Genomic DNA, 13,019 nt, shown 5'->3' on the forward strand with positions numbered 1-13,019 from the left:
ACTGTAGCCCTTTATGTCTTATTTGCCCCTTTGTCCCGTCCCGGTTCCGGCTGCTTTCGCGGTGAACTCCTCGTACGCCGCCACGACCTCCCCGGCCGGGCCGTCCATCCGCAGGACGCCGTGCTCCAGCCACAGCGCCCGCTCGCAGGTCTCCGTGATCGTCGAGTTCGAGTGGCTGACCAGGAAGACCGTCCCGGCCTCCGCGCGCAGCTCGTCGATCCGCTGCCGGCTCCGGCGGCGGAAGCGGGCGTCGCCGGTGGACAGGGCCTCGTCGATGAGCAGGACGTCATGGCTCTTCGCGGCGGCGATGGAGAAGCGGAGCCGGGCCCCCATGCCGGAGGAGTACGTCCCCATGGGGCGGGAGATCGCGTCGTCCTTCTCGTTGATGCCGGAGAAGTCCACGATCTCGTCGTAGCGCGCGTGGACCTCCGTGCGGCTCATGCCCATCGCGAGACCGCCCAGGATGACGTTCCGCTCGCCGGTGAGGTCGTTCATGAGGGCCGCGTTGACGCCGAGCAGCGAGGGCTGCCCGTCGGTGTACACCCGGCCCCGCTCGACGGGCTGGAGGCCCGCGACGGCCTTCAGAAGGGTCGATTTCCCAGATCCGTTCGAACCGATCAGGCCAATTGCCTCGCCCCGGCGCGCGACGAAGCTGACGCCGCGGACGGCGTGCACCCGGGTCCCGGCCGGCGTCCTCCCGCCGCGCCGGAGCATCCGGCCCAGCGCGGCGGTCGCCGCGCCGCGGCCGCCCGGGCCGCCGCCGTTGACGGTGTAGGTGACGTGCACTCCGTCGACCACGACGGTGGGTGAGGGGAGGGGTGCGGGGGTGTTCTGCGGGTCAGCCACGGCCGTACGTCTCCTCCGCCTTCCAGAACCACACGAAACCGCCGGCGAAGGCGACCAGGGCCCAGCCGACGGCGAGCGCCCAGACGTGCGGCGGCAGCTGCGCCGAGGTGTAGCTCTCGATCAGCGCGAAGCGCATCAGGTCGATGTAGACCGCCGCCGGGTTGCACTGGAGGGCGAGCACCACGCCGTCGGGGAAGCGTCCGCTGCTCGCCAGGTTCTGGATCGACCACATCGCGCCCGAGGCGTACATCCAGGTCCGGAGCACGAAGGGCATCAGCTGCGAGATGTCCGGCGTGCGGGCCGCGAGCCGGGCGAGGACCAGCGCGACGCCGGTGTTGAACAGGGCCTGGCAGAGCAGTGCGGGGACCGCGAGGAACCAGCTCCAGGTGGGGAACTGGCCCAGCCCGAACAGGATCATGACCAGGGCGGCCAGCGAGAGCAGCAGCTGCTGGAGCTGCTGGAGCGACAGGGAGATCGGCAGGCTCGCCCGGGGGAAGTGCAGGGCACGGACCAGGCCCAGGTTGCCGCTGATGGCCCGGGTGCCGGCCAGGATCGTGTTCGAGGTGAAGGTCCACACGAAGATGCCCGTGATCAGGAAGGGCACGTAGTCGGCGACCCCGGCCTTGGCGTCCATGAGGACGCCGAAGATCAGGTAGTAGACGGCCGCGTTGAGCAGCGGGGTCATCACCTGCCAGACCTGGCCCAGGCGCGCCTGGCTGTACTGCGCGGTCAGGCGGGCGGTCGCGAAGGCGGCGATGAAGTCGCGGCGGGACCAGATCTGCCGGGCGTAGGTCGGCAGCGAGGGGCGGGCGCCGCTGACGGTGAGGCCGTGGCGGCGGGCGAGCTCGCCCAGGTCCTCCACGGCGGCCGCCGGGGGCGGGGTCGCCCGGAGCGGGGTCGCCGCCGACGGGGTCGCCGTCCGCGGAGGAGGAGGGTTCGGCGGGGGCGGAGTGAACGTCTGGGTGGTCACGGCGGGGCGCTTTCGACGAAGGGTGCGGGCAGCCTCGGCGATGGAACGGGTCCGTATCGTCGCTACGGGGAGAGTAGGGCGCCCCAGCGTCGCAACGCAACCGTATCGTCGTGACGACCTCGGGGCGTCGCCGCCGGTTAGGATGCCGTTCATGACCGATCCGACGCCCCGCCGCGCCCCCGCCGGAGCCGCCGTACTCCGTGAGGACGTGACCGAGGCCATCCGCGCCGCCGTCTTCGAGGAGCTCGCGGCCGTCGGCTTCGCCCGGATGTCCATCGAGGGCATCGCGCGCCGCGCGGGCGTCGGCAAGACCGCCGTCTACCGGCGCTGGAAGTCCAAGCTCGCCCTCGTCCTCGACCTCGTCGGGGCCTTCGCCGCCCAGGGGCTGCCCGCGCCCGCCACCGGATCCCTGGACGGGGATGTGCGCGCGCTCCTCCAGGTCGCCTCGCACGCGCTGCGCCACCCCGTCGCCTCACAGGTCATCCCGGACCTGCTCGTCGAGGCGGCCCGGCAGCCCGAGATCGCCGAGGCCGTCACGGCCGCGCTGCTCGACGGCCAGCAGGGCGTCGTGACCCACATCGTCCGCGAGGCCGTCGAGCGCGGCGAACTCCCCGAGGGCACCGACCCGGGCCGCGCCCTCGACCTGGTCGTCGGGCCCCTCTACTGGCGCCTCGTCGTGGTCCGCGCCCCGCTGCCCGCCGGGTACGTGGACGATCTGGCGCGGTCGGCGGTGGCGGCGCTCAGGGCCGGGGCCTCCTGACCGTACGGCCACCTCACCGCGGCCGGGGGACCTGACCGGGCCTCGTGCCGGGGGACTCGGGGCGGCTACTTCACCGCGCCCGCCATCACCCCCGAGGCGAACTGGCGCTGGAACGCGAAGAAGACCACCAGCGGCACCACCATCGACACGAACGCCCCCGGCGCCAGCACGTCGACGTTGTTCCCGAACTGCCGCACCTGCTGCTGGAGCGCCACCGTGATCGGCGGCGACTGCGAGTCCGCGAAGACCAGCGCGATCAGCATGTCGTTCCACACCCACAGGAACTGGAAGATCCCCAGCGAGGCGATCGCCGGACCGCCGAGCGGCAGCACCACCCGGGTGAAGAGCCGCACCTCGCCGGCCCCGTCGAGCCGCGCGGCCTCCAGGAGCTCGCGCGGGATCTCCGCGAAGAAGTTCCGCAGCAGGAAGATCGCGAACGGCAGGCCGAAGGCCGTGTGGAAGAGCACCACGCCGGCCGTCGTCTCGAAGAGCCCGACCGCGCCGAAGAGCTTCGACACCGGGACGAGCGCCACCTGCACCGGGACCACAAGGAGCGCGACCACCCCGAGGAACCACCAGTCCCTGCCGGGGAAGTCCAGCCAGGCGAAGGCGTACCCGGCGAAGGAGCCGAGGAGCAGGACGAGCAGCGTGGACGGGACGGTGATCAGGACCGTGGAGAGCAGCGAGTCGGTGATCGTCTCGTTCGCGAGGAGCCGGGTGTAGTTCTCGGTGGTGAGCTGGGCCGGGGCCGTGAGCACCTGCCACCAGCCGGTCGCCGCGATGTCGGAGGGCGAGCGGAGCGAGGAGAGCAGCAGACCGACGGTCGGCAGCAGCCAGAAGAGCCCGGTCAGCACGAGGAACACCCGGACCGCGCCCCCGGCGGCCCGGGCGGCGGCCCGCGCCGCGAGCGACCGGGGGGCCGGGGAGCCCGGCGGCGGAGCGGCGGCGCCGGTACGCGCGCGCGTGCGGGTGGCGGAGGAACTCATCGGCGGGCCTCCCGGCGCAGGCGGCGGATGTTGAGGACCATCACCGGGACCACCAGGAGCAGCAGCAGGACGGCGATGGCCGAGCCGATCCCGAGATCGGCGTCCGTACCGAACGACGAGCGGTACAGCTGGAGCGCGAGCACGTTCGCGTCGTCCTGGGCGGATCCGGGCGCGATGACGAAGACCAGGTCGAAGACCTTCAGCACGTTGATCATCAGGGTGACGAGCACGACCGCGAGGACCGGCGCGAGCAGCGGGACGGTGATCCGGCGGAACACCTGCCACTCGTTCGCCCCGTCCACCCGCGCGGCCTCCAGGAGTTCGCGCGGGACGGCGGCGAGTCCGGCGCCGATCAGCACCATCGCGAACCCGGCCCACATCCACACGTAGGCGCCGATGACCGCCGGGGTGACCAGCCGGGGGCCGAGCCACTCCACGCCGTTGTACTGCTCGCGGAAGTTGCTCGCGGGCAGCCGCAGCACGGCCCCGTCGGCCCGGTCGGCGGGCAGGGTGAAGCTGCCGTCGGCCGCCGCCGTGGTCCGCGCGACCACCGTGCCGTCCCGCACCGCCTCGATCCGCAGGCCCGCGAGGCCCCGTTCGGCCGGGTCGACGGCGTTCTGCCGGCCGCCGCCGCCCCGCGTGAAGTCCAGCCAGGCGGTTCCGGTGATCGTGTCCGGCGTCCCCTGAACCGTCTCCGGCGCCCGCGCCGGACGGGCCTCCTCCGGCATCCGGCCCGGTGCCACCCCGATCAGCGGAAGCCGAACGGGCTGCCCGGCGCGGACCGGCTCCTTCGTGACGAACGCGCCGCCGCCCGCCGCCTCCAGCGGGTGCACGGGCAGCGGCCGGGCCCGGGGGAAGCCGGACGACTCGGCGAAGGTGTCGTGCACGCCGACCCAGACCGCGTTGGCGACCCCGCGGTCCGGGTCCTGCTCGTAGACCAGCCGGAAGATGATCCCGGCGGCCAGCATCGAGATCGCCATCGGCATGAAGACGACGAGCTTGAACGCCGTTCCCCAGCGCACCCGTTCGGTGAGCACGGCGAAGATCAGCCCGAGGGCGGTCGCGACCACCGGGGCGAAGACCAGCCAGACGACGTTGTTGCGGGCGGCGGTGCGGAGCGAGTCGTCGGTGACCAGGGCGAGGTAGTTGTCGAGGCCGACGAAGGAGGAGCCGGAGCTGTCGAAGAACGAGCGCTGGACGGAGTAGCCGATGGGGTAGACGACGAGCGCGCCGAGCAGGACCAGGGCGGGGAGCACGAATCCCGCCGCGACCGTCCTGCTCCGGCGGCCGGTCCCGACCGGTGAACCGCTCCGGCGGCCGGTCCCGGACCCGGACGCGGACTTCTTCCGGCGGCCGGCTCCGGTCGGGGTGGCGCCCCCGCTCGTGGTCCCGGTGTCGGCGCCGGGACCGTCGCCGGCTGCTGCGGAGGCGTCCCGGGGCGTGTCCTGGCTCGGCATGACGGGACCTCAGCCCTTCGCCGCGGCCCGGTACGCCTTCTCCGCGTCCTTCTCCAGACGCGCCTGCGTCCCCGCGATGTCCTTCGGGTTCTTCAGGAAGTCCTGGAGCGCCTTCCACTCGCCCTTGCCGGGCGTGCCGCCGAAGGACTGCGGCATCTGGTCCGACATGTCGAAGCGGAAGTCGTCCCCGGCCCCGATCAGCGCCTCGGCGATCTCGCGCTGGACGTCGTTCGGGTACGCCGACGGGTCCAGGTTCTTGTTGGGGGAGACGAAGCCGCCCTCGGCCGCCCAGATCCTGGCCGCGTCCGGGGAGGCGAGGAAGGAGAGCAGCGCCTTGGCGCCCTTGGTGTCCTTGAGGGCCACGGCCGCGTCGCCGGCCGTCACCACGGGAGTGGTGCCCGTGCCGACGGTGGGGAAGGGGAAGACCTTCGCGTCCGTGCCGATCTTCGCCTTCGTCTGGGCGATGTTGACGGCGGCGAAGTCGCCCTCGAAGACCATCGCCCCCTTGGGCGTGTCACCGCCGGTGAAGGTCTGGGTGACCGACACCGGGTACTCGGTCTGCAGCGCGCCGTCCGTGCCGCCCGCGAGCAGCGCCGGCTTGCCGAAGAGTTCGGCGAGGGTGGTGAGGGCCGCTGTGACGGACGGGTCGGTCCACTTGATCGTGTGCTTCGCCAGCTGGTCGTACTTGGCCGGGCCCGCCTGGGAGAGGTAGATGTTCTCGAACCAGTCGGTGAGCGTCCAGCCGTCCGCACCGCCGACGGAGACCGGAGTGACGCCGGACGCCGATATCGTCTCCGCCGTGGCGAGGAACTCCTTCCAGGTCTTCGGCTCGCTCGCGCCGGCGTTCTCGAAGACGGCGGAGTTGTACCAGACCAGGGACTTGTTCGCGGCCTTGAAGTAGACGCCGTACTGGGTGCCGTCGACCGCGCCGAGCTCCTGCCAGCCGCGCGAGTAGTTGGCGGCCAGCTGCGCCTCGGCCTCCGGGCCGACCGGCTTGAGCCACTTCTGCGCGGCGGCCTGCCGGATGGCGCCGACCTGCGGGAGCATCGCGACGTCCGGCGGCGAACCGCCCGCGATCTTCGTGCCGAGGAAGTTCACGATCGGGTCCTGGGCCGGTACGAACGTGACGGTCGCGCCGGTCCGCTTCTCGAACTCCTTCAGGACTTTGGTGAAGTTCTCCTGCTCGGGGCCCGTCCAGACGGCGGCGACCTCGATCCGCTCCCCCTTCAGGGCCTGGCCGCCGCTGGGGCCGGACGCGCCCCCGTCCTTGTCGGATCCACCGCCACCGCAGGCCGTGAGGGCCAGTGCGGTGATCGCCGTGAACGCCGTGAGGGTCACCGCGGTCGTGCGTGGACGAAGAGTTGTACGCATCGCTGCCCCGTCTCTCCCGTGCGCTTCGCTGTCCCGTCCGACAGGTCTACGCCCGGTCGCGGGAGCGCCGCAATACCGCCTTCCGTGTCAACCGGGGGATCGTGACGTCGTCGTGACGTCGCGTCAGCTGTGGTGTGCGGGGGTCAGCGGGGCCACGGGGGTCGCCTCGACCGAGCGGGCGGCGCGGTCGAGCGCGCTCGCGAGGAGGGCGAGGTCGGTGGGCCCGTTCCCCAGCTCGCGGACCGGGCGGCGGGTCGGCGGATCGCCCATCCGCTCCCACTCCAGCGGGACCACGGTGGGCCGGAGCGTGGCCGTCCGGGGGATGCGGCCGGTGACCCGGCCGGCCTGGAACGGCGTCACGCGGCCGTCCGGATGGCCGAGGCGTCCGCGCCCGGCCGCCGGTACGTCCGGGCCCGCGGTCACCGGCGGCGCGTCGAGCACGATCCGCAGCCGGGCCCCGTGGGCCAGTTCCGTGTCGGCGGTCCGGTCGGGGCGCGCGGAGGTCGCGACGAGGTGCACGCCGAGCCGCTCGCCGTTCCGCGCGACCGCCTCCAGGGCGCGCACGACGGACCCGGCGGCGGGCCGCCCGGAGGCGCCGAGCGCCGGGGCGATGAGCGCGTCGAAGTCGTCGACGAGCACGATCAGGCGGGGGAGCTGGGCGGCGCCGCCCTGGGCGCGCGGGGCTCCCTGCTCACCGCCGGCGGGCCGCGGGATCCGGCCGGCGGCCTCTTCGGTGGCGGGCCGGGGCACGCGGCCGCTGCCGAGGCCGACGACGTCCTCCGCACCGCCGCGGGGCACGCGTCCGCTCGGCCGGTCCGCGAGGTCGCCGTCCCCGGTGCGCGGGGTGCGGCCGCCGGAGAGGTCCTCGTGGTGCCGGCGCGGCAGCCGCCCGCTGGGCGTGTCGGTCAGGAAGGCGTCGCTCGCGGGCCGGGTCCGGGCGCCGGGCCGCTCGTCGAGCGAACCGTCGGGGTCCCCGGTGCGCAGGGTGCGGCTGCTGGGACGCCCGGCGGGGTCGTCGGCCCCGGGGTACGCGACCCTGCCGCTCGGCCGCCCGCCGAGCTCCTCGGCCCCCGGATACGGGCTCCGCCCACTGGGGCGGCCCTCGATGTCGCCGGGGTAGGCGGTCCGTCCGCTCGGTCGGCTGTCCACGTCGCCCGGGTAGGGACTACGCGCGCTGGGGCGGCTGTCCACATCCCCCGGGTAGGCGGTCCGTCCGTTGGGTCGGCTGTCCACGTCGCCCGGGTACGCGGCTCGTCCGCTCGGTCGGCTGTCCACGTCGCCGGGATACGGGCTCCGCCCACTGGGGCGGCTCTCCACGTCGCCGGGGTAGGCGGTCCGTCCGCTCGGTCGGCTGTCCACGTCGCCCGGGTAGGGACTCCGCGCGCTCGGTCGGCTGTCCACATCCCCTGGGTACGGGCTCCGCCCACTGGGGCGGCTCTCCACGTCGCCGGGGTAAGCGGTCCGTCCGCTCGGTCGGCTGTCCACATCCCCCGGGTACGCGGTCCGCGTGCTCGGGCGGCCGCTCGGCTCGCCCGTGTACGTGATGCGGCCGCTGGGGCGTCCGCCGAGTTCGTCCGCGGCGGGGTACGGGCCGTCCGCGCGGCCGCTCCGGCCGCTCGGGAGGGAGCCGATCGCGCCGTCGCCCGTGCGCAGGGTCCGGCCGCTCCGGTCCGCGAGCTCGCCGGAGTCCTGGAGCCGGACGGTCGCGCGGGCACCCTGGGGCACGGACTCCGCCGCGCTCGGGGAGCGCTGGCCGATCAGCCGCTCGGCGGCGGTCGCCGCCGCGCCGGTCCGCGCGCCCCGGCGGTCGGCGAAGTTCCCGTCGCCCAGCAGCTCCGCCCGGCGCTTCAGCTCCGCGCCCAGCGCCTGGGCGAACGCGCGCATCCGCACCGGGTCCGAGGCGACCAGGTGCTCGGTGACGTGCGGCAGCTCCGTGCAGGCCGCGAGTCCTTCGCCGCGCTCACCGCCCGCCCCGTCCACCAGGAGGAGGCCGAGCCGGTCGGGGCGGCCGCCGGCCGCGAGCGAGGCGGCGATCGACCGGAGCAGTTCCGTCCGCCCGCTTCCCGCGGGGCCCTCGATCAGCAGGTGCGGCCCCTCGCGGGTGAGGTCCACGGCCAGCGGGCCCCGCGGCCCCGCGCCCAGGACGGCGGTGCCGTCCCCGGCGGAGGCCCAGCGGGCCATCAGCGAGGCGGGCGTGGCACGGGCGAGACCGAGCTCGTCGAGGAGGCGGGACGACGGGGGCAGCGCGGAGGCCCGCGCGCCCGGAGCCGCCGTCGTGTCCGTGCGCAGTGGGGCGAGGGCGCGGCCGAACCGCTCGGCCCAGGCGACGGAGACCGCGTCGACCACGCCGACCGTGCCGTGGCCGGCGACCCGGCCGTCGGCGGTCCTGAGCAGCCGGAGGGCGGTGGCCACGTCGCCGCTGAGGAGCGCGGCGGCGCCGCACTCGCGGAACGCGAGGGACGCGGCGCAGGCCGTCTCGTAGGTCGCGGCCACCGGGGAGACCGGGGAGGCCGAGGGCGCCTCGGCGAGGCAGAGCAGATGGATGCCGGCTGCGGCTCCGGCCCCGGCCAGCCGCGCCACCGTCTCGCGCAGGGCGGCCGACCCCGGGTCGCCGTCGACGACCACGACGGTCACCGGACCCTCGTACCCGGCCGCCGCCTCGGCGACGGCCGCGCGGTCGGCGCTGGGCCAGCCGGGGCCCAGCGGGCCGTCGTCGAGCCGCCGGGTCAGCTCCGCCGTACGGGCCTGCGCCTGCTCACGGTCGTACGCCAGGAGCAGCCGGCAGTCCTGGCCGTGGGCCGGCCGGACGTGCGGGAGCCAGCCGAGCCAGCCCCAGGAGCGGCGCCGCTCGTCGAGGGGCCGGTTCCGGTCGGCGCTGACGAGCACGATCTCCAGGTCGGAGGGGGAGTGCAGGGCGGCGAGCTGGGCGACGACCGAGCGGGCGAGGCCGGCGAGCCGGTCGGCGGGCCCGGCGAGGCCCAGCGAACCGGCCTCCCGCAGGCCCACGGTGACCGGGACGCCGGAGAGGTCGGCGCGGTCCGTGGTGCCGAGCCGGACCACCAGGGACTCGGGGTGGTCCTGGCCGCGCTCCCAGAGCCGGGGGCCGGGGCCGAGGGCGGTGAGCAGGACGGTGGCCGGATCGGGCCAGGTGTCGGCCCGGGGCACGGGCGCGGGGGAGCCGTCGCGGGCGGGCGCGCCGGTCCGGGCGCCCGTGCGGCCGTCCGGTGCCGTGCGGGGGTCGCCGGCGGGCGCCGGGAGCTCCTCGCGCCCGCCGGCCAGGCGCCGGGCCCAGGCGCCGAGGCCCCGCTTGCCGCCGCCGCCCGCGCGGGCGGCCGGGGGAGCGTCGGCGGGGGCCTGCCGGGTCCTGCTGTGGGCCGCGCCGGAGTCGGCTCCGTCGCCCCCGGGGTGGTCGCCGGCCCGGGCGTGGCCGGTGCCGGGGGAGTCGATGCCGTACGCGCCGCCCGGGCCGTACGGGTCGTGGTGCGGGCCGTCGGTGATCCCGTCGAGCGGGATGCCGCGCCCCCCGCCGTGGGTGGTGTCGCCGGCCGGTGGACGGGTCACGCCCGCGGGGGAGGGCCGGTCGCCCGGCTCCGCCGGGCCCGGACCGCGGTCCCCGGGCGGTGCGACGCGCAGATGGCCCTCGCCGTCCGGGGCGGTCGCCCGGGCCTCCGTGCCGCGGAGGTCGTCGCCGGGGCCGGTCAGCCGGAGGGCGGACTCGCCGAGGCGCAGGAGCGCGCCCGGTCGGAAGGCGACCGGGCGGTCGCCGACCGGGGCGCCGTCGAGGCTCGTGCCGTTCGTCGAGCCGTGGTCGGCGACGGTCACGCGGCCGTCCTCGCCGACGGTCACGGTGCAGTGCGCGCGGGAGACGTCCGGGTCGTCCAGCGGGACGTCGGCGTCCACGGAACGGCCGATTCTGATCGCTCCGCCGTGCAGCAGGTGCACCCCGCCCGCGTCCGGGCCCGCGACCACGTGCAGCCGTGCCGCGGCGCCCTCGCCGACGCGGTCGTCGGGGCCGGGGACCTGGAGGGAGAGGACCGCGCCGTCGACCAGCGGGGGTTCGCCGAGCACGCAGCGGCGCCCGTCGAGCCGCTCCGTGCCCGCGTAGAGCACGGTGGTGCCCGAGGCTGAGGTGTCGGGGCCGGTGACGGCGGCGGCGAGGTTCGAGGCCACGGCGGCCAGCGCCGTGCCGGCGGGGGCCGTGACGAGCACGTCGCAGGTACGTCCGGCGCCGTGGCCGGCGTACGGCGCGAGGACGGTCAGCCGGATCTGCATCGCCGTCAGCGGTCCCTTCTGCGTGCCGCCCGGCAGGGGGACCGCCCTGTGACTCCCCCCACCCGGCACGGACGCGTCGCCCGGTACAGGTCGGCACGGCGCGGGGGCTCCGACCCCACCGATGCGACGTGCTGGAGGCATCCTCGCACCTGCCACCGACAACCCGCCCCCGGGTCGGCCGGAAGTGATCTTGAATGGTCGGCTGTGGACGCAAAAGTGCCTGGTTGAGCATGCCTTCGGAACATGCCCGGCAACCGTCCGGCCCGCGGAAGCGTCTTCTTTCGGACAGACCGGACCCGTCAGAACCCGGAGGGGCCCGGTCCGGCGAAGGAACGTGTCGGCACCGGCGCCGCCGCGGACCGGTCCGCCCCCGGCGGCGGGCCGCGGCGCGACGCCATCGGAACCGGCCTGTGGACGACCCGCCTCTACCCCGTTCGGCGGCACTAAAGTGGGTCGGACACCCGGACGGGTCACAACACACGACAGGGACCCCGGGAACACCACCGGACCACGATCAGCAGGGAGCGCGTGACGTGCGGCCTATCGGCAGCAAGTACCTGCTCGAGGAGCCGCTCGGCCGCGGCGCCACGGGCACCGTCTGGCGAGCCCGCCAGCGGGAGACGGCGGGCGCCGAGGCGGCCGTGCCCGGCCAGCCCGGCGAGACCGTCGCGATCAAGGTCCTCAAGGAGGAGCTGGCCAACGACGCGGACATCGTGATGCGCTTCCTGCGCGAGCGGTCCGTGCTGCTCCGGCTCACCCACCCCAACATCGTGCGCACCCGCGACCTGGTCGTCGAGGGCGATGTCCTCGCGCTCGTCATGGACCTCGTCGAGGGCCCCGACCTGCACCGGTACATCCGGGACAGCGGCCCGCTCACCCCGGTCGCCGCGGCCCTCCTGACCGCCCAGATCGCCGACGCGCTCGCCGCCAGCCACGCCGACGGGGTCGTCCACCGCGACCTGAAGCCGGCCAACGTGCTGCTCGCCGAGCAGGGCGGCCAGATGCACCCGATGCTCACCGACTTCGGCATCGCACGCCTCGCGGACTCCCCCGGGCTGACCCGGACCCACGAGTTCGTCGGCACGCCCGCGTACGTGGCGCCGGAGTCCGCCGAGGGCCGTCCGCAGACCTCCGCCGTCGACATCTACGGCGCCGGCATCCTGCTGTACGAGCTGGTCACCGGCCGCCCCCCGTTCGCGGGCGGCACCGCCCTGGAGGTCCTGCACCGGCACCTGAGCGAGGAGCCCCGCCGGCCCTCGACCGTGCCCGGACCCCTGTGGACGGTCATCGAGCGCTGCCTCAGCAAGGACCCCGAGCGGCGGCCGAGCGCGGTGAACCTCGCGCGCGGTCTGCGCGCGGTCGCCGCCGGCATCGGCGTGCACTCCACGCCCGCCCAGATCGAGGCCGCCGAGGGCGTCGGCGCGCTCCTCGCCCCGGACCCGGACCCCGCGCCCGTCCCGGAGACCCCCGGGACCGGTGCCGCGGACCCCACCCAGGTGCTGCCCAGCGGCGCCGGGACCCCGCCGCGGTACGACCCCGCCGGCGCGACCAGCGTGCTGCCGACCAGCGGCGCGCCGGGCGCCGCCGATCCGACGGCCGTGATGCCCCCCGTACCGCCGCAGCCGCCGCAGTCCGGGCAGGCCGCCCAGGCCGCGCAGGCCGCGCAGTCGGAGGATCCGCACCCCTGGCAGAGCCAGCTCCGCGCGGCCCGCGACCGCAACGAGCAGACCCAGGTCCAGTACCTGGACCCGAGCCAGGACCCGCTGCGCCGCCGCCCGCAGCGGCAGCAGCCCCCGCAGGACCAGCGGCCCGGCCAGTACGGTCAGCAGGGCGGTCAGCAGGGCCAGTACGGGCAGCAGCCGCCGCAGTCGTACCAGCAGCGCCCGGCGCAGCAGCGGCCCCAGCAGCCCTACCCGCCGCAGCACCAGCCGCAGCAGTACGCGCCGCCGCCGGCCCCCCAGCAGTACGCGCAGCCCCAGCAGCAGTACACCCCGCCGCAGCCGCCGCCCCCCGCTCCGGCGCCGGCCCGGCGCGAGTCGCGTCCGCCGCGTCAGCGCAGTGCCAACCCGGTGCGGATCCCCGGCCTCGGCTGCCTCAAGGGCTGCCTGGTCATGATCGTGCTGTTCGTGGTCGCCGGCTGGCTGGTCTGGGAGCTGACCCCGCTCCAGGACTGGATCGCCGAGGGCAAGAGCTACTGGGAGGCCATCGGCGACGGCATCTCCAAGGTGACCGACTGGGTCTCCTCGATCGGGGAGAGCACCGGCTCCACGGGTGCTACCGGCGGTACGGCGGGGCAGTGACCCCGTAGGACCACGCAATACTGCCGATTTATCGACTTCCGAGGGGTGATTTCCCCT

8 protein-coding genes are annotated in these 13,019 nt (G+C 75.3%); 2 read left to right on the top strand and 6 right to left on the bottom strand.

Features of this window, described 5'->3' with window-relative positions; genetic code table 11:
• Positions 1 to 18: 18 nt before the first annotated feature.
• Entirely contained in the window at positions 19 to 846 is an 828-nt protein-coding gene (locus ACY0MR_RS22640) for an ABC transporter ATP-binding protein (protein WP_473554969.1), read from the bottom strand.
• A complete protein-coding gene (locus ACY0MR_RS22645) occupies positions 839 to 1,816 on the bottom strand; it encodes an ABC transporter permease (RefSeq protein ID WP_473554972.1) in 978 nt (325 codons plus the stop codon). The genes ACY0MR_RS22640 and ACY0MR_RS22645 overlap by 8 nt, the downstream gene beginning before the upstream one ends.
• Positions 1,817 to 1,967: 151 nt before the next feature.
• On the opposite strand from ACY0MR_RS22645, the gene ACY0MR_RS22650 reads away from it, so the two are divergent.
• Entirely contained in the window at positions 1,968 to 2,576 is a 609-nt protein-coding gene (locus ACY0MR_RS22650) for a TetR/AcrR family transcriptional regulator (RefSeq protein WP_361856430.1), read from the top strand.
• Positions 2,577 to 2,641: 65 nt separating this feature from the next.
• Here ACY0MR_RS22650 and ACY0MR_RS22655 read toward each other — a convergent pair whose 3' ends face one another.
• The 4 genes from ACY0MR_RS22655 to ACY0MR_RS22670 all read right to left on the bottom strand — a co-directional run bounded on the left by ACY0MR_RS22655 (position 2,642) and on the right by ACY0MR_RS22670 (position 10,662).
• Complete coding sequence (locus ACY0MR_RS22655) at positions 2,642 to 3,562, bottom strand: carbohydrate ABC transporter permease (protein WP_361856432.1); 921 nt, start codon at positions 3,560 to 3,562, stop codon at positions 2,642 to 2,644.
• Positions 3,559 to 5,019 carry a carbohydrate ABC transporter permease gene (locus tag ACY0MR_RS22660; protein WP_473554975.1) on the bottom strand — a complete coding sequence of 487 codons (1,461 nt, stop codon included), beginning with the start codon at positions 5,017 to 5,019 and terminating at the stop codon, positions 3,559 to 3,561. Before ACY0MR_RS22660 ends, ACY0MR_RS22655 begins: the two co-directional genes overlap by 4 nt.
• Before the next feature lie 9 nt (positions 5,020 to 5,028).
• On the bottom strand, positions 5,029 to 6,390 hold the full coding sequence (locus ACY0MR_RS22665; protein WP_404082887.1) for an ABC transporter substrate-binding protein: 1,362 nt from the start codon (positions 6,388 to 6,390) through the stop codon (positions 5,029 to 5,031).
• A gap of 123 nt (positions 6,391 to 6,513) precedes the next feature.
• Positions 6,514 to 10,662: an FtsK/SpoIIIE domain-containing protein gene (locus tag ACY0MR_RS22670; RefSeq protein ID WP_473554978.1), complete on the bottom strand. Its 4,149-nt coding sequence runs from the start codon at positions 10,660 to 10,662 to the stop codon at positions 6,514 to 6,516.
• Positions 10,663 to 11,195: 533 nt separating this feature from the next.
• Between ACY0MR_RS22670 and ACY0MR_RS22675 the strand changes: the two genes are divergently transcribed.
• Entirely contained in the window at positions 11,196 to 12,962 is a 1,767-nt protein-coding gene (locus ACY0MR_RS22675) for a serine/threonine-protein kinase (RefSeq protein ID WP_473554981.1), read from the top strand.
• Positions 12,963 to 13,019 lie beyond the last annotated feature (57 nt).

The sequence above is a fragment of the Streptomyces sp. JN8 genome (assembly GCF_055808075.1).

What these genes read in the sequence shown, in the direction of transcription:
- ACY0MR_RS22650 (WP_361856430.1), top strand. Translation starts at nt 1,968, where the DNA reads ATGACCGATCCGACGCCCCGCCGCGCCCCCGCCGGAGCCGCCGTACTC.
- ACY0MR_RS22665 (WP_404082887.1), bottom strand. Translation starts at nt 6,390, where the DNA reads ATGCGTACAACTCTTCGTCCACGCACGACCGCGGTGACCCTCACGGCG.
- ACY0MR_RS22655 (WP_361856432.1), bottom strand. Translation starts at nt 3,562, where the DNA reads ATGAGTTCCTCCGCCACCCGCACGCGCGCGCGTACCGGCGCCGCCGCT.
- ACY0MR_RS22670 (WP_473554978.1), bottom strand. Translation starts at nt 10,662, where the DNA reads ATGCAGATCCGGCTGACCGTCCTCGCGCCGTACGCCGGCCACGGCGCC.
- ACY0MR_RS22660 (WP_473554975.1), bottom strand. Translation starts at nt 5,019, where the DNA reads ATGCCGAGCCAGGACACGCCCCGGGACGCCTCCGCAGCAGCCGGCGAC.